The 18,297-nt window shown below is 52.2% G+C and carries 19 protein-coding genes and 1 tRNA gene; 8 read left to right on the plus strand and 12 right to left on the minus strand.

Annotated elements, in window-relative coordinates:
- Positions 1 to 96 precede the first annotated feature (96 nt).
- Positions 97 to 2,103, plus strand: coding sequence for a transketolase (tkt, locus tag NB640_RS07440; RefSeq protein ID WP_269308112.1), 2,007 nt, complete (start codon positions 97 to 99; stop codon positions 2,101 to 2,103).
- Positions 2,104 to 2,188: 85 nt separating this feature from the next.
- Positions 2,189 to 3,202, plus strand: a complete 1,014-nt coding sequence (gene gap / locus NB640_RS07445) for a type I glyceraldehyde-3-phosphate dehydrogenase (RefSeq protein WP_269308113.1) — start codon at positions 2,189 to 2,191, stop codon at positions 3,200 to 3,202.
- 92 nt (positions 3,203 to 3,294) lie between these two features.
- Here the strand turns inward: gap and NB640_RS07450 are convergent, their stop codons facing one another.
- Positions 3,295 to 3,636 carry a GNAT family N-acetyltransferase gene (locus tag NB640_RS07450; RefSeq protein WP_269308114.1) on the minus strand — a complete coding sequence of 114 codons (342 nt, stop codon included), beginning with the start codon at positions 3,634 to 3,636 and terminating at the stop codon, positions 3,295 to 3,297.
- 134 nt (positions 3,637 to 3,770) lie between these two features.
- Here NB640_RS07450 and NB640_RS07455 point away from each other — a divergent pair, with 134 nt between their 5' ends.
- Entirely contained in the window at positions 3,771 to 4,430 is a 660-nt protein-coding gene (locus tag NB640_RS07455) for an NAD(P)H-dependent oxidoreductase (RefSeq protein WP_269308115.1), read from the plus strand.
- A gap of 126 nt (positions 4,431 to 4,556) precedes the next feature.
- Here NB640_RS07455 and hslU read toward each other — a convergent pair whose 3' ends face one another.
- Both hslU and hslV read right to left on the minus strand, forming a co-directional pair.
- Positions 4,557 to 5,897, minus strand: a complete 1,341-nt coding sequence (gene hslU, locus NB640_RS07460) for an ATP-dependent protease ATPase subunit HslU (protein WP_269308116.1) — start codon at positions 5,895 to 5,897, stop codon at positions 4,557 to 4,559.
- Positions 5,898 to 5,937: 40 nt separating this feature from the next.
- Positions 5,938 to 6,474, minus strand: a complete 537-nt coding sequence (hslV, locus tag NB640_RS07465) for an ATP-dependent protease subunit HslV (RefSeq protein WP_269308117.1) — start codon at positions 6,472 to 6,474, stop codon at positions 5,938 to 5,940.
- Between the two features lie 194 nt (positions 6,475 to 6,668).
- Here hslV and NB640_RS07470 point away from each other — a divergent pair, with 194 nt between their 5' ends.
- The 4 genes from NB640_RS07470 to pth all read left to right on the plus strand — a co-directional run bounded on the left by NB640_RS07470 (position 6,669) and on the right by pth (position 10,005).
- Positions 6,669 to 8,732 carry a UvrD-helicase domain-containing protein gene (locus tag NB640_RS07470; RefSeq protein ID WP_269308118.1) on the plus strand — a complete coding sequence of 688 codons (2,064 nt, stop codon included), beginning with the start codon at positions 6,669 to 6,671 and terminating at the stop codon, positions 8,730 to 8,732.
- A 79-nt stretch (positions 8,733 to 8,811) separates the two neighbouring features.
- Positions 8,812 to 9,009 carry a SlyX family protein gene (locus NB640_RS07475; RefSeq protein WP_269308119.1) on the plus strand — a complete coding sequence of 66 codons (198 nt, stop codon included), beginning with the start codon at positions 8,812 to 8,814 and terminating at the stop codon, positions 9,007 to 9,009.
- Between the two features lie 34 nt (positions 9,010 to 9,043).
- Complete coding sequence (locus NB640_RS07480; RefSeq protein WP_269308120.1) at positions 9,044 to 9,382, plus strand: DUF2288 domain-containing protein; 339 nt, start codon at positions 9,044 to 9,046, stop codon at positions 9,380 to 9,382.
- A 35-nt stretch (positions 9,383 to 9,417) separates the two neighbouring features.
- Positions 9,418 to 10,005 (plus strand): aminoacyl-tRNA hydrolase, encoded by a 588-nt coding sequence (pth, locus tag NB640_RS07485; RefSeq protein WP_269308121.1) that lies wholly within the window; start codon positions 9,418 to 9,420, stop codon positions 10,003 to 10,005.
- Between the two features lie 62 nt (positions 10,006 to 10,067).
- On the opposite strand, the gene NB640_RS07490 is transcribed toward pth, so the two are convergent.
- The 5 genes from NB640_RS07490 to NB640_RS07510 form a co-directional block, all read right to left on the minus strand.
- Entirely contained in the window at positions 10,068 to 10,682 is a 615-nt protein-coding gene (locus NB640_RS07490; protein ID WP_269308122.1) for a 50S ribosomal protein L25/general stress protein Ctc, read from the minus strand.
- Positions 10,683 to 10,793: 111 nt separating this feature from the next.
- A complete protein-coding gene (locus NB640_RS07495) occupies positions 10,794 to 11,762 on the minus strand; it encodes a ribose-phosphate pyrophosphokinase (protein ID WP_269308123.1) in 969 nt (322 codons plus the stop codon).
- Between the two features lie 117 nt (positions 11,763 to 11,879).
- A tRNA-Gln gene (locus NB640_RS07500) sits at positions 11,880 to 11,956 on the minus strand.
- Positions 11,957 to 11,993: 37 nt separating this feature from the next.
- Positions 11,994 to 12,887: a 4-(cytidine 5'-diphospho)-2-C-methyl-D-erythritol kinase gene (gene ispE / locus NB640_RS07505; RefSeq protein WP_269308124.1), complete on the minus strand. Its 894-nt coding sequence runs from the start codon at positions 12,885 to 12,887 to the stop codon at positions 11,994 to 11,996.
- A gap of 1 nt (position 12,888) precedes the next feature.
- Positions 12,889 to 13,569 carry an outer membrane lipoprotein LolB gene (locus NB640_RS07510; RefSeq protein ID WP_269308125.1) on the minus strand — a complete coding sequence of 227 codons (681 nt, stop codon included), beginning with the start codon at positions 13,567 to 13,569 and terminating at the stop codon, positions 12,889 to 12,891.
- Positions 13,570 to 13,689: 120 nt separating this feature from the next.
- On the opposite strand from NB640_RS07510, the gene mutY reads away from it, so the two are divergent.
- Entirely contained in the window at positions 13,690 to 14,796 is a 1,107-nt protein-coding gene (gene mutY / locus NB640_RS07515; protein WP_269308126.1) for an A/G-specific adenine glycosylase, read from the plus strand.
- Between the two features lie 21 nt (positions 14,797 to 14,817).
- Here the strand turns inward: mutY and rapZ are convergent, their stop codons facing one another.
- The 4 genes from rapZ to queF form a co-directional block, all read right to left on the minus strand.
- Positions 14,818 to 15,684, minus strand: a complete 867-nt coding sequence (gene rapZ / locus NB640_RS07520) for an RNase adapter RapZ (RefSeq protein ID WP_269308127.1) — start codon at positions 15,682 to 15,684, stop codon at positions 14,818 to 14,820.
- A gap of 163 nt (positions 15,685 to 15,847) precedes the next feature.
- A complete protein-coding gene (gene hprK, locus NB640_RS07525; RefSeq protein WP_269308128.1) occupies positions 15,848 to 16,786 on the minus strand; it encodes an HPr(Ser) kinase/phosphatase in 939 nt (312 codons plus the stop codon).
- 25 nt (positions 16,787 to 16,811) lie between these two features.
- Complete coding sequence (locus NB640_RS07530) at positions 16,812 to 17,288, minus strand: PTS sugar transporter subunit IIA (RefSeq protein ID WP_269308129.1); 477 nt, start codon at positions 17,286 to 17,288, stop codon at positions 16,812 to 16,814.
- A 110-nt stretch (positions 17,289 to 17,398) separates the two neighbouring features.
- Entirely contained in the window at positions 17,399 to 18,259 is an 861-nt protein-coding gene (queF, locus tag NB640_RS07535; protein ID WP_269308130.1) for an NADPH-dependent 7-cyano-7-deazaguanine reductase QueF, read from the minus strand.
- Between the last annotated feature and the right edge of the window lie 38 nt (positions 18,260 to 18,297).

The following is an 18,297-nucleotide window of genomic DNA, read 5'->3' on the forward strand; positions in this document are numbered from 1 at the left end:
ACAGGCAGGTATATGCTAGGCATAATACACGATTTGATGGGGGGTATTACATTGGTTTTTCCCCATCCAACCCTTTGACGGATTCAAGATAACCCTATGACGACGACTCTACCCGACAACATCATGGCAAATGCCATACGCGCACTGGCGATGGATGCAGTTCAGAAGGCCAATTCCGGACACCCCGGTATGCCGATGGGCATGGCAGAAATTGCGGTGGCGCTGTGGTCCCGCCATTACCGGCATAATCCGGCCAATCCGCACTGGTCAAATCGTGATCGTTTTGTTCTGTCAAACGGACATGGTTCCATGCTGCAGTATGCGCTTTTGCATCTGTCGGGTTATGACCTGACGATAGAGGATATCAAGAATTTCCGGCAGCTTCACTCCAAGACGCCGGGTCATCCTGAGGTGCATGTAACGCCCGGTGTTGAAACCACAACCGGGCCGCTTGGACAGGGGATTACCAATGCCGTAGGTATGGCGCTTGCTGAAAAGCTTCTGGCGGAAGAATTCAACAGGCCCGGATTTGATCTGGTTGATCATCATACTTATGTGTTTTTGGGTGATGGTTGCCTGATGGAAGGTATTTCGCATGAAGCCTGCTCACTGGCAGGTACCTGGAAATTGAATAAGCTGATTGCCCTGTATGACGATAACGGGATTTCGATTGACGGCGATGTCAAAGGCTGGCTGACAGATGATACGCCGAAACGTTTTGAAGCCTATGGCTGGAATGTGATTCCGAATGTGGATGGCCATGATGTGGCGGCTGTTGATGCGGCCATCGTCAAGGCAAAGGCATCAGACAAACCGACACTCATCTGTTGCAAGACCATTATCGGCAAAGGGTCACCCAACAAGGCAGGTACCCATGATGTGCATGGCGCCCCGCTGGGAGACAAGGAAATCGAGGCGACACGGATTGCGATTGACTGGACATATCCTCCTTTTGAAATCCCTGCGGAGGTATATAAAGCCTGGGATGCCCGGGAAGACGGGCAGAAATGGCAAAAGGAATGGGATGTGCTTCTGGCGGCATATACCAAGGAATATCCCGGGGAATCGGCTGAGTTTACCCGCAGAATGAGCGGCACATTGCCTGCCGGTTTTGATGAGGCGGTTAAACAGTACATCACCGATTGCGTCGCAAAAAAAGAAACGATTGCTACCCGTCGCGCCAGCCAGAATGCGATCGAGGCTTATTCTGCTATCCTGCCGGATTTTCTGGGCGGTTCTGCCGATCTGACCGGTTCAAATCTTACCAACTGGAAAGAAAGCGTCAAGCTGACAGCAGACAAGCCCGGCAATTACATCAGTTATGGTGTACGGGAGTTTGGCATGAGTGCCATTATGAACGGGATTGCCCTGCATGGCGGATTTGTCCCGTTTGGCGGCACCTTCCTCACTTTCTCGGATTACAGCCGCAATGCGCTCAGGATGGCGGCGCTGATGCAGATCCGCTCCATTTTTGTTTTTACACACGATTCCATTGGTGTGGGTGAGGATGGACCAACGCATGAACCGGTTGAGCATATTTCCAGCATGCGTCTGATCCCGAACCTCAATAACTGGCGCCCCTGCGACACGGTGGAGTCTGCTGTTGCGTGGAGTGAGGCGATCAAACGGGAAAATGGCCCGACGACACTGATTTTTTCACGTCAGAATCTCGCTTATCAGGAGAGGACTGAAGAACAGGTTGCCAATATTGCCCGAGGCGGATATGTATTGCGGGATGCCAAGGATGCGAAAGTGGTACTGATTGCGACAGGTTCTGAAGTTGAACTGACTGTCAATGCAGCGGATGAACTGGCGAAAAAAGGGGTTGCGGCTCGCGTGGTGTCGATGCCCTCGACCGATGTCTTCGATATCCAGGAACCGGCCTATCGTGAAAGTGTTTTGCCCAAAGGCCTGCCGCGCGTTGCGATAGAGGCCGGGATTACCGATTACTGGCGCAAGTATGTCGGTCTGGAAGGCGCTGTTGTGGGCATGGAAAGCTTTGGTGAATCAGCCCCTGCTTCCGTTCTTTTCAAGCATTTCGGGTTTACTGTGGAAAATGTCGTCGCCAAAGTGCAATCCGTTTTAGGTAAGACAGTTTTATAATAAGAGCCCTGCAGCGGTTTTCCGCCCCACGGAAAATCATGGACAGGTGGATAATCGATTTTGACTAATTCAGGAGTAAAACATCATGGCTATTCGGGTTGCGATTAACGGCTATGGCCGTATTGGCCGGAATGTTCTTCGTGCGCATTACGAAGACGGAAAATCACGCGATATGGAAATTGTCGCCGTCAATGACCTGGGCGATATGGAAATCAGCGCCCACCTGACCCGTTATGACACGGTGCATGGCAAATTTAACGGAAAGGTGGAGTACGAAAACGATTACCTGATCGTCAATGGTGACAGAATCCGCGCCATATCCAACCGCAATCCGGGCGAGATGCCGTGGAAAGAACTGGGTGTGGATGTCGTACTGGAATGTACCGGGCGTTTTACGACCAAAGAAGCGGCATCAGCCCATTTGCAGGCAGGGGCAAAAAAGGTATTGATTTCTGCTCCGGGCGGCAAGGATGTGGATGCAACGGTTGTTTATGGTGTCAACCAGGGCGTTCTGAAAGCGTCTGATACGATCGTATCGAATGCTTCCTGTACGACAAACTGCCTGGCGCCGGTCGCCAAGCCGCTACATGAAAAGCTTGGCATTATGAATGGTCTGATGACAACGATTCATGCCTATACGAACGATCAGGTGCTGACGGACGTGTACCACAGCGATCCGCGCCGTGCCCGGGCCGCGGCCATGAATATTATCCCGACCCGTACCGGTGCGGCGGTAGCAGTTGGCCTGGTTTTGCCTGAACTGGCAGGCAAGCTTGATGGTTATGCAATGCGTGTGCCAACCATCAATGTATCAGCAGTTGATCTGACTTTCATTGCTTCCCGCCCGACGACGGTTGAAGAAGTCAATGCCATCCTGAAAGAGGCTTCGGAGGGCGAAATGAAGGGGGTTCTGGCTTACAATACCGAGCCGCTGGTATCCGTTGATTTCAACCATACCACGGTATCCAGCACCTTTGATGCGACCCAGACCCGTGTGAGCGGTGGCACCTTGGTCAAGATCCTGGCCTGGTATGACAATGAGTGGGGTTTCAGTTGCCGGATGATGGATACGGCCATGGCAATGATGAGTGCCAAATAATTCATTTGCCTATTAACAGCATGATCAGGCGCGGGTCACTTTGGTGGCCCGCGTTTTTGCATGGTCAAAACGTTTTTTTCAGGTAGATCATATCAATGAGCGGCACACCCTCTTCGTAATTCGGGTCCGGATAATGGTCTGTAAAAAAAGCGGGGAATGGCGTGCGAATAGACAAATCCGCAACGTTTGTAAAACGTCAGTATTCTGGTTATGTTGCCGGTTCCCACCAGCATAGCTTTCGCATAAGAGGCATATCTTTCCAGGATATGGCGGATTAGGGCTTTGCCATAACCTTTCCCTTGGTATTGGGGCCATGTGGCAATATTTTTGATTTCATACACGCCACTTTCTTCTTCCGTGACGACACAGATGTTTTTCAGGTCATCATCAAAGAGGGCGTACATCTCCCCCCTTTCAGGATAGCGGTCTATCATGGATTCCTGCTCATCGCCTAAAAGCAGCAGCGCCAGATAGTGTTTTTTATCCGCGTTTATTTTTTCAATTCGTATGGAGAGTGATCGGTTTTTTTTGGTTATATTACCTTTTTATCATCTGAATGGAGTCTGCCATGATAAGCCAGGACGCAATTCTTTCTGCATTTCAGTTCCGTCATGCCTGCAAGGCATTTGATCCGGACAAAAAAATCAGTGATGCTGATTTCAACCTGATTCTGGAATCAGGCCGCCTTTCTCCCAGTTCTTTCGGGTTTGAGCCGTGGAAGTTTCTTGTGATCCAGAACGCAACCTTGCGTGAAAAGCTGCGTACGGTGAGCTGGGGAGCACAGACACAATTGCCGACTGCCAGTCATTATGTTGCGATCATGTGTTATCGCGATGGCATGCGTTTTGATTCCGGACATGTGACCCGTATGATGAAAGCTGTCCAGCATCTGCCGGATGAGGTCGCGGCAAACAAGCGCGAACGTTTCAGGCAGTTTCAGGAAGAAAATCGTTTGCTGGATACACCGCGCACCTTGTTTGACTGGGCCGGAAAGCAGGCATACATTGCGCTGGGCAACATGATGACAACGGCGGCGTTGATGGGAATTGATTCCTGCGCGATTGAGGGAGCCAATCTGGACGCGTCTGAATCAATCTTGAGTGAAGCCGGGCTGACGGAAAACGGGCAATTGGGGCTTTCGGTTATGGTCGCATTCGGTTATCGGGTCAATGAGCCCGGCGCCAAGACGCGTCAATCCATGGATGAGGTTGTGGTCTGGGTCAAATGAGTTTTTGGCTTATGCAGGATCACAAAAAAGCCCGGTAAAAACTGAACTGCACCTCCAATTCGTCAGACTTTGTCCAACTTTTGGGGGTCACTTCAAAGCCGGGCTTTTTCATTTGCTTAGACCCGGTTACAGGACATAACGGGAAAGATCCTCATTGACAGAGAGGGCTTCCAGTCTTTCATTCACGTAATCCGTATCGATAGTAATCGTGTCCGTGCCGGTTTCGCTTGCCGTGTATGAAATTTCCTCAAGCAGTTTTTCCATGACGGTATAAAGCCGTCTTGCGCCGATGTTTTCCGTGCGCTCATTTACCGAGAAGGAAATCTCAGCCAGGCGGCGGATGCCATCCGTGGCGAAAACAAGCTTGATGTTTTCGGTTGCCAACAGTGCTTCATACTGGGCTGTCAGGCAGGCATCGGTACTTGTCAGAATGCGCTCAAAGTCTTCAATGGAAAGGGATTCCAGTTCCACGCGGATTGGAAAGCGTCCCTGCAGTTCCGGGATCAGGTCTGACGGTTTGGACAGGTGAAATGCACCGGAAGCGATAAAGAGGATGTGGTCAGTCTTGACCATGCCGTATTTGGTATTGACGGTTGTGCCCTCCACCAGTGGCAGGAGATCACGCTGGACGCCGGCACGTGAAACGTCTGCACCGCCGATTTCGGAGCGCGAAGCGATCTTGTCGATTTCATCCAGAAAGACGATACCGTTTTGCTCAACATTGGTGATGGCTTTTTGCTTCAGTTCATCCTCGTTGACCATCTTGGCGGCTTCTTCATCTGTCAAGAGGCGCAGGGCTTCGCTGATCCTGACCTTGCGGGGTTTTTTCCGGCTTCCGCCCAGCCCGGAAAACATGGATTTGATCTGTTCGGTCATTTCTTCCATGCCGGGAGGCGCCATGATTTCCATATGCGGCATGGCATCAGCTACCTCGATTTCAATTTCGCGGTCATTCAACGCGCCCTCACGAAGCCGCTTGCGGAAAACCTGACGCGTATTATTGCCGGAACCGGCATCCTCATCACTGGCACTGGTATTGAAACCAAAGTCACGAGCGGGAGGTACCAGGATATTGAGTATCCGTTCTTCTGCCGCGTCTGCTGCCTTTTCGCGGACATTGCGTATTTCGGATTCCCGTGTCTGCTTGATGCTGATGTCAATCAGGTCGCGGATAATGGTTTCCACATCACGGCCAACATAGCCCACTTCGGTGAATTTGGTTGCTTCGATCTTGATAAAAGGGGCATCAGCCAGGCGGGCGAGGCGACGGGCAATTTCCGTTTTTCCCACACCTGTCGGGCCGATCATCAGGATGTTTTTGGGCGTGATTTCATGGCGCAGGGGTTCTTCCACCTGCTGGCGGCGCCAGCGGTTTCTCAGTGCAATGGCAACCGCACGCTTGGCTTTGGACTGGCCGACAACATGTTTATCGAGTTCGGTGACGATTTCTGGAGGTGTCAGGTTCATAGTGGTATGGCGATAAGAGTAATAAGATAGAGCCGTGCCGTTAATCAAGTGTTTCGATAATATGGCTCATATTGGTGTAAATGCAGAGTTCGCCTGCAATGGCCAGGCCTTTTTCCACGATTTCTGCCGGGGAGAGATCCGTATTGCGCTGAAGCGCCAGTGCTGCAGATTGCGCATAAATCCCCCCGGATCCTATGGCACCTACCCCTTCTTCCGGTTCCAGCACATCGCCATTGCCGGTAATGATAAAGGTGGCTTCCTTGTCAGCAACCAGGAGCATGGCTTCCAGACGCCGGAGGATGCGGTCGGTCCGCCAGTCTTTGGCGAGCTCAACCGCAGAGCGTAGCAGGTTGCCCTGATGTTTTTCCAGCTTGGCCTCGAAGCGCTCAAGCAAGGTGAAGGCGTCAGCTGTTCCACCGGCAAATCCGACCAGGACACGGTCGTGATAGAGCTTGCGGACTTTACGTGCGCCGCCTTTGATGACAACACTGCCCAGTGTGACCTGTCCGTCGCCGCCAAGCGCGACTTCGCTTCCCCTGCGGACTGACAGGATGGTTGTGCCGTGAAATTGTTCCATGTGTGTTTCTCCGGTGGGCCCGCTTGCCACCATGGCGCAGACCAGATAATCAACTATGACCAGATAGGGATGCTTTTGCAAATTACAAGGGGCGGAAAAACTCCGTGAGGATAGTGTAACGTGCTCCGCGGGTTCTGACTAATGCTGCGTGCACTGTTATAATGGCGCTCCTGTCTTTGGCCGTTTTTCGTGTGATGAGTTCCTCTGCTCTTTTCAATCTGAATACCCCGCAGCGTGATGCCGTACGTTATATGGAGGGCCCCTGCCTGGTGATTGCGGGAGCCGGTTCGGGCAAGACTCGGGTGATTACCCAGAAAATTGCGCATCTGATCGAAAGCGGTCTTTATGAAGCCCGGCATATTGCCGCGCTGACGTTTACCAACAAGGCGGCAGCAGAAATGCAGGAGCGTATTGCAAAGCTGCTCTCAAGCCCGTCACAGGCCGCAGAACTGACAATTTCCACCTTCCATTCGCTTGGTGTCAGGATATTGCGCCAGGAAGCAAAAGAGCTGGGCTTAAAGGAGCGGTTTTCCATCATGGATGCGGATGACTGTTTTTCCCTGATACAGGATATGGCTGTGACAACCGACAGACAGGTCATCCGCCGCATCCAGACGCGCATATCGCTATGGAAGAATGCGCTGGTTTTTCCTGAGAAGGCATTGGCTGAGGCGGTTGATGAGCATGAAGGGCAGGCGGCACGGATTTATGCGAGCTACATGGCAACCCTGTCGGCCTATCAGGCGGTGGATTTTGATGATCTCATTCGTCTGCCGGTGGAACTTTTCCGGCAAAACGATGCAGTACGTGACAGATGGCAACGGCGCATGCGGTATCTCCTGGTGGACGAATACCAGGATACCAATGTCTGCCAGTATGAACTGGTGAAGCTTCTGGTGACCGGACCAGGCAAGAAACCCATGTTTACCGCTGTTGGGGACGATGACCAGGCAATTTATGCCTGGCGGGGCGCAACTGCGGAAAACCTGAAGATATTGCGGGATGATTTTCCGGATCTGGAGCTGATACGGCTGGAACAGAATTACCGTTCCTCCATGCATATCCTGCAGGCAGCCAATGCGGTTATCAGCAATAACCCCAAGATTTTTGAGAAGACGCTCTGGTCCGAGATGGGCGCTGGTGAGCCTGTCCGGGTGAGCGCCATGGACAATGATGAAACGGAAGCAGAGCAGGTGGCGATTTCCCTGTCGGCACACCGTTTTGAGCGCAGGGCGAAGTTTTCGGATTATGCGATCCTGTATCGCGGAAACCATCAGGCGCGTTTGCTGGAAACCGCTTTGCGGCGGGAGCGGATTCCTTACACTATTTCAGGCGGGCAGAGTTTTTTCGCCCGTGCAGAGATCAAGGACATCGTCAGCTACCTTCGCCTGATTGCCAATAATGATGATGACCCGGCATTTATCCGGGCGGTTACCACACCCAAGCGCGGCGTCGGACAGGCCACACTGGAAGCGCTGGGCGCCTATGCCGGGCGCTGGCAGTGTTCGCTTTTCGAGGCGGTATTTAAAGGGGGAATTGAGGCAGTGCTGCCTTCCCGTCAGTTGCAGCCGCTGCGTGCTTTCTGTGATTTCATCAACCGGATTGAAGCGCGGGCGTCCCGCCAGGGCGCTGCCGGAAGCGGTGAAAATGCGGCAGCCGTTCTGGATGACATGATGGCGGAAATTGCCTATGAGCCTTACCTGTATGATACGTTTGATGAGCGCAATGCCCGTGGAAAATGGGAAAATGTGCTGGATTTCACAGGCTGGCTGAAGGAAAAGAGCCTGGGTGACAGGCAGGGTGGTATCCCGGAGAAGAATCTGCTTGAATTGACACAAATGGTTGCGCTGATGACTATGCTGGAAGGGCGCGATGAAGCCCCTGATGCGGTACGTCTTTCCACGCTGCATGCTGCCAAAGGGCTGGAGTTTCCGCATGTTTATCTGGTTGGTGTGGAAGAGGGCATCCTGCCGCACAAGGGCGATCCGGATACGCCGGCTGATGTATTGGCAAGACGGATTGAGGAAGAGCGCCGGCTGATGTATGTGGGAATTACCCGCGCCCAGCGCAGCCTTCAGATCACCTGGTGCAAGAAACGCCGCAGAGGCCGGGAAACAGAAATATGCGACATGTCCCGCTTCATTGCGGAAATGAAACTGGATGAAGGGAAGGCGTTGCCTGATGAGTCGGAAACCATGACGCCCCAGGCGCGGCTGGCCAATCTGAAATCCCTGTTGCAGAATCCCAAAGTGGCGTAATGGGTAAAATGCGTTGATACAATACCCAATACGTGGCTGTTGTGGCGGCCTGTTTTAACCTGGTAAAGAGAGTCGGATTATGGAAGAGCGTTTTATCGATCTGGAAATGCGGATCAGCCATCAGGAGGATATGATTGATGAGCTGAACAAGACCGTTTACCAGCAGCAGAACCGGATTGACCAGCTGGAAGCGGCTATTTCGGTCCTTGCACATCGTTTGACTGAAAGAGCCAATAACAATACGATATTTACCCATGAAAAACCCCCGCATTACTGATGCGTGATCTTTTTGAATACTGACAGGCGAAACCATGAAAATGTCTCTTCAGGAGCAGGAATTTCTTCATGCTAAATTGAATATGGAAACGGCACAGATGCCTTGGCGTGAGCTGCAGCGTTACTTTGCCTCGGGCCATATTCTTGCCATTTGTGATGGTCTGGATATGGTCAGTGTGGCCGTGATGATGGCCGCAGACGATATGGAAAATATATCAAGGCTTGTTGCGCAAAAGCAGATAGAAAAGGTAACCGACGAGCAGGCTCAGGCGTGGTTTGAGGAGGATGTGGAGCTGTGGACAGTAGTCATCAAGCCATGGATTTTAGTGCAGACCAGGAAAAACCCGGTGCCGGATGGCACGTTGCTCAACTGATGTCATGCCTTTTCTGATTTTTCCCGAGTTGATTCATGTCTATTCGTCTTATTGTCGGCCTGGGCAATCCCGGTCCTGAATATGAGCAGACCCGCCATAATGCTGGATTCTGGTTTATTGATAACCTGGCTCACCGGATGAATGCGCCGGTTTTGAAAAAAGAATCCCGCTTTCAGTCACTGGCGGCTCGTGTGCCGATTGCCGGTCAGGATATCTGGCTGGTGGCGCCCCAGACTTTCATGAATCTGTCCGGCCGGGCGGTTGGCGCGCTGGCGCGATTTTACCGGATACCGGTAGAGGAAATCCTGGTGGTGCATGATGAGCTGGATATTGCGCCAGGTGTTGCCCGCCTGAAAAAAGGCGGCTCTACCGGTGGGCATCGCGGACTCAATGATATTGTTTCTGCCATGGGTTCCCAGGACTTCTGGCGCTTGAGGCTCGGTATTGGTCATCCCCGAACAAGCAATCCGAAGATGGCGGTTATTGATTATGTTTTGCAGCGTCCGGGTAAGGAGGAACAGAATCTGATCAATGAATCAATTGAACGGGGTCTTGAAGTGATTCCGCTGGTTTGCGAAGGCAGATTCGATGTGGCGATGAAGGATTTGCATACGGCACGCTGATTTTTTCTGGACAATAAAAAACCCGCCAACCGGCGGGTTTTTTATTGCTGAAGCCGTGTGGCTTATTCGCCAGCTTTCGGTTCTTCTGATGATGTGGCGTCAGCATCGTCAGCAGGTGCAGCGCTTGGGACGCTGGCTGTTGCAATGGTCATGTCGGCGTCACTGCTGGTGGCAGAAACGCCTTTTGGCAGTTTCACGTCAGACAGGTGAATGGTCTGGCCAATATCCAGATTCGCCAGGTCAACTTCGATGAAGTTCGGCAGATCACCTGGCAAACAGGTGATGTCCAGCTCGGAAACCGCGCGATGGATGATACCATTGGATTGCTTGACGGCAACAGCCGTCTCTTCATTCAGGAAGTGCAGCGGTACCTTGACGTGAATCGGCTGGTCAGCACTGACGCGCTGGAAATCAATATGCATGACGATCTGTTTGTACGCATGCATCTGGTAATCACGCAGCAGCACTTTTTCGATTTTGCCTTCGATTTCCATATCCAGGATGGAAGAGTGAAAGGCTTCTCTTCTGAGAGCATGGTAAAGCGCGTTATGATCCAGCTTGATTGCCATCGGCTCACTGGTGCCTCCATAGATAATACCTGGGGTCATGCCGGCAGTACGCAGGCGGCGGCTCGCTCCGGTACCCTGTTCTGCCCTGGGAAATGCAACAACTTTCATGATTAACTCCAAAAAATTCAGGGCGTAATGCCCTTTCGTGAGTGAAATTCCCGCGACCAGGAATTTCGTTAAAAAGAGGCGGGAAAAACCCCCGCATCCAGAATGCTTTTATCAGATTTCGATGGTTTCTGCTTCCATAAAGAAAGACATGACCGAATCGCCTCTGCTGATACGGCGGATGGTTTCTGCCAGCAGTTCGGCGCAGGAAACCTGGCGGATCTTGCTGCATTGTTTTGCCGCATCGGATAACGGGATGGTATCAGTGACAATCAGCTCATCCAGTTTGGAATTGTTGATGCGTTCGACAGCCGGGCCGGACAGGACCGGGTGGGTGCAGTAGGCCACCACCATTTTGGCTCCCCTGTCTTTCAGGATATCGGCAGCAGTTGTCAGTGTGCCTGCGGTATCAACCATGTCATCCATGATGACGCAGTTTCTGCCCGCAACTTCACCGATAACGTTCATGACCTCGGATTCGTTGGCGCGCGGGCGGCGCTTGTCGATGATGGAAAGCTCACAGTCAAGCAGCTTTGCCAGCGCGCGTGCCCTGACTACACCACCGACGTCAGGCGATACGACGAGCAGGTCTTTGTATCTTTTCTTGATCAGGTCGCGTAAAAGAACGGGTGACGCATAAATATTGTCAACAGGAATGTCGAAAAAGCCCTGAATCTGGTCGGCATGGACATCCATGATAAGCACACGGTCCACCCCCCCGTTTTCCAGCATGTTGGCGACGACTTTTGCCGAGATGGCAACGCGGGTTGAACGCGGACGGCGATCCTGACGGGCATAACCAAAATACGGGATGACGGCGGTAATGCGTTTGGCAGAGGCACGTTTTAATGCATCAACCATCAGCATGATTTCCATCAGGTTGTCATTGGTGGGTGCACAGGTGGACTGCATGACAAAAACTTCCTTGCCGCGGACATTTTCCTTGATCTCAACGGTGACTTCACCATCAGAAAACCGGGAAACATGCGCTTTGCCCAGCGGGATACCGAGTTTGCTGGCTACTTTGGCGGCCAACGCCGGGTTGGCATTGCCGGTAAAAATCATCAGATTGGGATCGGACATGGAATTCCTGCGATAGTCTCGTTACAAAATCAAAAGCCGCATAAATGGATCAGTTCCGTATGCGGCTTGCCGTCAGCTTGTTTTCTGGTCGCCTGACGGCGGGCACCTTGATTGAAGTGGCAGGGGAAGAAGGATTCGAACCTTCGCATGCTGGGATCAAAACCCAGTGCCTTAACCAGCTTGGCGATTCCCCTGCTGACCTTTTGAACCCCGGACAAGCCGGATGCTCTGTCAATCATTTTCCACCGGATGCCTTTTTAATATCTCATCAAGCGGATGAATCTGTAATCCTCTCGCTTTCCAGCCTTTCCATTCCCCAGGTATTTTACTGACAACCCTGTCTGCTGCTGCTTCACTGTCAAAGCGGGCAAAAACACAGGCACCTGAGCCGGTCATTCTGGCATCTGCATATCTGTTTAACCACTCAATGGCTTCTGAAACCGGAGGATACAGTTTTTCAGCAACAGACTGCAAATTATTTTTTCCCAAAAAGCTATTTTCAGTCAAATAGCCGGGAAAGTCCAACATTTTGATCCTTTCCGTATTTCTTGTCAATTCCCTTGATGCAAATATTGCGGCTGTTGGTACTGAAATATTGGGATGAATCACAACAAACCAGCCATCGGGCGTATCGACAGGACGCAATATTTCCCCGATACCTTCTGCAAAGGCATTATGTCCGAAAATAAAAAAGGGAATATCCGCGCCGAGTTGAAGGCCCATCTGCATGAGTTCTTCTTTATTCAGTCCGCATTCCCACAGATGGTTGAGTGCCATCAGGGTGGTTGCTGCGTCAGATGAGCCACCGCCCAGCCCGCCACCGGCGGGCAGGCGTTTTTCGATGGCAATGTTCACGCCTGGTTTTTTGCGGGTTCGCTGGAAAATTTCGCGCTGAAGCAGAAGGGCGGCGCGAACAATGAGATCCTGTTTTTCCGGGATGCCTTCGATTGCGGTTACCCGGCAGATATTGCCATCTTCCCGAAACGTGAAATGCAGGGTATCGCCAAAATCAATGAGCTGGAAAACGGTTTGCAGCAGGTGATATCCGTCAGGCCGGCGACCGGTAATGTGTAAAAACAGGTTCAGCTTGGCCGGGGCAGGGCAGTGATGCAGTGTGCGTGCCATGTCAATCCTGTTTTCCGTTTTCTGTGAGCCATTCATCAATGATGAGGCGAATCCGGATTTCGCTGACCGCCGCATCTGCTGCGGGCGTGTGGGTCATATCAATACGGCGTGGAACCAGTTGGTTTTCCTGAAAGGAATTCCAACTGACATAGTGAATCCGCCATCCATCAGGTGTGGTGACTTCGGGATGGGCCGGATCAGCCTGAAACGCTTTTCCACTGGTATTGGTTGCGCATCCCTGCAGCCAGTGGCGCATGCCCGAAACGGGCAGCGGCCAGCCAAGCTGCTGGAAAACCAGGGTATCCGCATCGGTTGCGCTGACCGGGATTTTCCCGGAAGCGGTAAAGATGGCTTGTCCGAGGGAAATGTCAATGACTGCCAGGGTTTGTCCGAGCGGGGAAAAGATCTCAATGTGCGTGTTGCCGCGACGTTGGCGCCAGGAGAATTTACCATGCAGCGATTCGGTCTTGTCGTTGCGGGAAAGGGTGTAGTTCATGGAAACACGGCCTGAAATTTCCATTGCATCACTGCATTTTCGGGTGATTCTGGCCGGGAGTTCTGCTTCGTCTTCAATGGCTGGCCCGGTTTCACATCCGGCAAGCAGAATGAAAGAAAGGCACAAAACCAGCCGTGAAAGAACGGATAAGGATTTTTTTATCTGCACGAAAACGGCGTTTTCCATATACTGTCTGCTTTATTAATCAGGATCAGGTTGCTTCAACAGGGAACCGGGTCATACCATACGGTTTGACACAATGGCCTTGGCAGCAATGGTGAAGAAAATATCAGGTTTTGGCTGTTTATGAAACCGGCAAATAAAAAAGCGGCATCAAAAAGAAGCGCCCGGCAACCGGATTTTGATTTTTCCGGGGTGTTGATTGCATGGCAGAAACGTCATGGAAGGCATGCGCTCCCCTGGCAGCAGACACGGGATGCCTATCGAATATGGCTTTCGGAAATCATGCTGCAGCAGACGCAGGTAACCACTGTCATTCCGTATTACGCGCGTTTTCTTGCATATTTTCCTGATGTGGCCGCGCTGGCATCTGCCCCGGCTGAGGCCGTCATGGCCCAATGGAGCGGGCTGGGGTATTATTCCCGCGCACGTAATCTGCACCGCTGTGCGCAGATTGTTGTTGAAAAATATGGCGGGCATTTTCCTGTTGATCCGGCGTTACTCGAGGCATTGCCCGGTATCGGACGTTCAACGGCTGCCGCCATTTCGGTTTTTTCCAGTGGCACACGGGCTGCGATTCTGGATGGCAATGTCATCCGGGTGCTTTCCCGGGTTTTTGGCATTGAAGAATACGCGGGTGCGGCAAAGGTCAAAAACAGGTTGTGGCAATTGGCTGAGTCGTTATTGCCTGAGCAGAATCTGGAATCGTACACCCAGGGATTGATGGATCTGGGCGCCACGATTTGCGTGCGGGGAACGCCTTCCTGCGATTTGTGTCCCTTTTCTTCCTGTTGCTATGCTTTTTTGCAGGACAAAGTCAGGGAACTGCCTGTCAGGAAACCATCGAAAACATTGCCTGAACGGCATGTCTGTCTGCTGGTTGCAATACATAAGAACCGTGTTTTGCTGGAAAAGCGGCCGGCATCGGGTATCTGGGGAGGGCTTTTTTCATTGCCTGAACTGCCGGGCAGTGAGTCAGATATCCATCCGGCTATGCTGAACAAAGTCCTTGGGCCATTTGGTCATGTGGATTCCCTGCAATGGCTTGGGGGATTCATCCATACGTTTACCCATTTCAGGCTGCATATTGTCCCCATCCTGATGACACTTTCAAAGACAACCAGAAAAATGCCGGATGAGCGGTATGTCTGGTATGACATGGCTGGCCTGGATAATGCGCCATTGCCCGCACCAGTCAGAAAATTACTGGAGGGTGTCAAACTGATTGTATAAGCGATAAAAGGTGTCTTGTTTTCAGGAAAGATTGCGGTGCCGGACCAGAACGGTTTCCGATTGGCTGAAGTATCTGGCAAGCTCTTCAATCATATAGACTGAACGATGCTGACCCCCTGTGCATCCGAGGGCAACGGTCAGGTAACTGCGGTGATCCCGTTTGTAAGATGGCAGCCATTTTTCAACAAACTGACGGATATCCGTCAGGAGGTCACCGACTTCGGGTTGTGCTTCCAGAAACTGTCTGACCGGCTCATCTTTTCCGGTGAGCGGGCGCAGGCGCAGATCGTAATGCGGATTGGGCAGGCTGCGCACGTCAAACATCAGGTCGGCATCCTGCGGAATACCAAACTTGAAGCCGAAAGATTCCAGATGCAGTGTCAGGTCTGTACTGTGCTCCGCTTCGACAAATTCCTTGATCCAGCCCCGGAGCTTGTTCGTTGAGAGATGGGATGTGTCGACGACGTGAGCGATTGACTGGATCTCTGCCAGCATTTCTCTTTCAGCATGGATGGCTTCCATGAGGGTGCGCTGGTCTGAGGGGTCATGGCTGGATGGCGCGCGATGGGCGAGGGGATGGCTTCGCCGGGTTTCGGAAAAACGGTTGATGAGGGAGTGGGTATCTGCCGTGAGGAAAACCACCTGAAGATGGTGTCCGTCACTGCGAAGTTTTTCCACGGTGGCAGGAAGATCGGAAAGTGAGTGCGCACTTCGCGAATCGACCGCAACAGCCAGGCGCGATTTTTTTTCTTCAATGCAGGTTTCGACCAGGTTGGGCAGTAAAACGGGGGGCAGGTTATCAACGCAGAAATAACCGGCATCTTCCAGCACATTCAATGCAACGGATTTGCCGGAACCTGAGATACCGGTAATGAGGATGATATGCATGGGAAATCCCCCGGATGGTCCACTTAAGGAAAGGCTGATTAAAAGGCTTTGTGAACGAATTGCTCCGTTTGCCTTGCGCTTCATCTCCCAAACTCATTTAATCAGCGTTTCTTAAAAACAAAAACGACAATCGCCTTGCCAGCGCTTGCGCAGGCAGGCCCGATCAGTCTTTCGTCATGGCCTGGCGCTGACGTTCCATGAATTCCTCCATAGTGTTGAATCCGCGCAACTGCATGATGGTATTGCGAACGGCCGCTTCCAGCATAACCGCAATATTGCGGCCGGCAGCAACGGGAATGACCACTTTTCTGATGGGTATTCCCAGCACTTCCTGTGTGGGTGAGATCACCGGCAGGCGTTCGCCTGCCTCTTCGCCAAGCCGGCTGCGCATGAGGTGCACTATCAGTTTGAGCTGCATTTTACGGCGTACTGCCGTTTCCCCGAAAATCGCCCGGATATCCAGGAGGCCCAGTCCGCGAACCTCAAGCAGATTCTGTAATAACTGGGGGGCGCGTCCTTCAATCATGTTGGGCGCAATCCGCGCAAATTCCACGGCATCGTCCGCAACCAGGCCGTGGTTACGGGTAATCAGTTCCAGCCCCAGTTCGCTTTTACCCAGCCCGGATTCTCCGGTGATCAGTACCCCTACACCCAGCACATCCATGAAAACACCGTGCATGATGATGCGTAGCGCCAGTTTCTTTGACAGGTAGACACGGAGGTAGTCAATGATTTCCGCTGCCGTCAGGGGGGTGGTAAAAAGGGGAATATTATTTTCGTTACAGATGGAATGCAGGTCAGGCGGCACGTCAAGGCCGCGGGCAACAATCAGTGCGGGAGGATTGCAGTCAACGATTTCATGAACCAGGTATGCCCGTGATTCGGGTGAAAGGCGGTCGTAATAACTGATTTCCTGCCGGCCGAATACCTGTATGCGCATCGGGTGGATCAGGTTAAGGTGTCCAACCTGGTCTGCTGCAGAGGCGCTGCCTGGTGATACCATGCGGTCCCCGCCTTCCAGACCGGCAAACCACGTCAGCTTCAGAGGCTCTCTGTTTTCTGTATAAAGTCGCTGTATGGTCAGGGTCTTTGGCGTGGTCATATGAAAATGCAGTAAGAATGAATGATCAGGTTTTTTTCATGTGGGCCGGTAACCACGATATGAGCATGTCATGGACAGCCGCCGAGCTCTTCTCGTGGGTAAGCGCATCCCTGAAGTCTGCGTCTGAAAACATTTCAGCAATTTCTGACAGTATTTCAAGATGTTTTTGCGTCACGTTGTCAGGAATCAAGAGAACAACCATCAGGTCTACCGGCTTGCCATCCGGTGAATCAAACGCAAGCGGCTCGGCCAGCCTGACCAGCGCAGCGGTAGGGGATTTTAGCCCCTCAATGCGTCCGTGCGGTACGGCAACGCCGTGTCCCAGCCCGGTTGACGCGAGTTTTTCCCGTTCCAGCAGGTTTTCAGCAATCGTTGCGGCAGGAAGCGCGCACTGCTTTTCAAAGCGCTCTGCGACCTTGTCAAAGAGTTGCTGCTTGCCCGTTGCTTCAAGATCAAGCACAATGTTTTCAGGAGGAATGATCCTCGACAGGTTGGTAGTCATGTAAAACAGTAGCTCCGATATTGCCTCAAATTAAATGCTGCCTTGAATTCGATATGATAAGTTAACCTTCATTCATGCTGGCGTCAATTTAACATAATTCCGGGGGCGGATTACTGGCGGGCATTTCGGATAAAAATAGGCCGCTTGCCGGATGATGTGTTGCTGCGCAAGGGGTTGATGCTGATGCCGCCCCGCCGGGTGTACCGTGCGTAGACGGTCAGACTTTGCGGCCGGCAGGCTTTCAGGATATCCATAAAAATGCGCTCTACGCACTGCTCGTGAAATTCCTGCTGCTCCCGGTAGCTGATCAGGTATTTGAGCAGCCCCTCCTGGTTAATGGCGTGGCCGACATAATGAATCTGGATGCTGCCCCAGTCCGGCTGTCCGGTAACCGGGCAATTGGTTTTCAGGATGTGGGATACCAGCTTTTCTTCAACAGGCGGTTCTTCCGTATCAGTTGTCAACAATGACGGATCAAGGGCGTATTGGGTGGCTTCAATATCCAGACGGTCAAGCAGCAATCCTTCCAGTTCTTCCAGTTCAATGGACTTGAAGTCCGGCTGCTGTATCAGGGTCACGGCAACGGGGGAGCCAAAAGCATCCGACAGATCGACGCGCAACAGGGCGATTACCGCATCGGCGTCAGCCAACTGCATCTGGGCAAGGGAGTTCAGGTACAGCTTCATCGATTTGGACTCAACAATGTTGGGAGAGTCCGATGAAACTGTCAGGTTCATGATCGCAATCTGGGGTTTGCCCCGCATATTGAGCCAGGAAAGCTCGTAGGCGTTCCAGATGTCTAGCCCGTAAAACGGGATGGTGCCGGTGATGCCAAGTTCCTCACGCATGGGCTGGCGTGGAATCGGATAAAGAACGGCCGGATCATAGCTCGCTGACGCCTCTGCGCGTTTGCCGAGCGGTGAGCTTTCCGGGGTGTTCGGGGTGACAGGAGTGTCGTCAGAAGTTGTCATATGCCTGATTCAGTAACAGTGAGAAAGCTTTTTCCAGG

The sequence above is a fragment of the Oxalobacter vibrioformis genome, assembly GCF_027118995.1.
Taxonomy (GTDB): Bacteria; Pseudomonadota; Gammaproteobacteria; order Burkholderiales; family Burkholderiaceae_D; genus Oxalobacter; species Oxalobacter vibrioformis.

Coding starts and splice junctions, on each gene's coding strand:
- tkt (WP_269308112.1), top strand. CDS start 97: ATGACGACGACTCTACCCGACAACATCATGGCAAATGCCATACGCGCA.
- gap (WP_269308113.1), top strand. CDS start 2,189: ATGGCTATTCGGGTTGCGATTAACGGCTATGGCCGTATTGGCCGGAAT.
- NB640_RS07450 (WP_269308114.1), bottom strand. CDS start 3,636: ATGATAGACCGCTATCCTGAAAGGGGGGAGATGTACGCCCTCTTTGAT.
- NB640_RS07455 (WP_269308115.1), top strand. CDS start 3,771: ATGATAAGCCAGGACGCAATTCTTTCTGCATTTCAGTTCCGTCATGCC.
- hslU (WP_269308116.1), bottom strand. CDS start 5,897: ATGAACCTGACACCTCCAGAAATCGTCACCGAACTCGATAAACATGTT.
- hslV (WP_269308117.1), bottom strand. CDS start 6,474: ATGGAACAATTTCACGGCACAACCATCCTGTCAGTCCGCAGGGGAAGC.
- NB640_RS07470 (WP_269308118.1), top strand. CDS start 6,669: ATGAGTTCCTCTGCTCTTTTCAATCTGAATACCCCGCAGCGTGATGCC.
- NB640_RS07475 (WP_269308119.1), top strand. CDS start 8,812: ATGGAAGAGCGTTTTATCGATCTGGAAATGCGGATCAGCCATCAGGAG.
- NB640_RS07480 (WP_269308120.1), top strand. CDS start 9,044: ATGAAAATGTCTCTTCAGGAGCAGGAATTTCTTCATGCTAAATTGAAT.
- pth (WP_269308121.1), top strand. CDS start 9,418: ATGTCTATTCGTCTTATTGTCGGCCTGGGCAATCCCGGTCCTGAATAT.
- NB640_RS07490 (WP_269308122.1), bottom strand. CDS start 10,682: ATGAAAGTTGTTGCATTTCCCAGGGCAGAACAGGGTACCGGAGCGAGC.
- NB640_RS07495 (WP_269308123.1), bottom strand. CDS start 11,762: ATGTCCGATCCCAATCTGATGATTTTTACCGGCAATGCCAACCCGGCG.
- ispE (WP_269308124.1), bottom strand. CDS start 12,887: ATGGCACGCACACTGCATCACTGCCCTGCCCCGGCCAAGCTGAACCTG.
- NB640_RS07510 (WP_269308125.1), bottom strand. CDS start 13,569: ATGGAAAACGCCGTTTTCGTGCAGATAAAAAAATCCTTATCCGTTCTT.
- mutY (WP_269308126.1), top strand. CDS start 13,690: ATGAAACCGGCAAATAAAAAAGCGGCATCAAAAAGAAGCGCCCGGCAA.
- rapZ (WP_269308127.1), bottom strand. CDS start 15,684: ATGCATATCATCCTCATTACCGGTATCTCAGGTTCCGGCAAATCCGTT.
- hprK (WP_269308128.1), bottom strand. CDS start 16,786: ATGACCACGCCAAAGACCCTGACCATACAGCGACTTTATACAGAAAAC.
- NB640_RS07530 (WP_269308129.1), bottom strand. CDS start 17,288: ATGACTACCAACCTGTCGAGGATCATTCCTCCTGAAAACATTGTGCTT.
- queF (WP_269308130.1), bottom strand. CDS start 18,259: ATGACAACTTCTGACGACACTCCTGTCACCCCGAACACCCCGGAAAGC.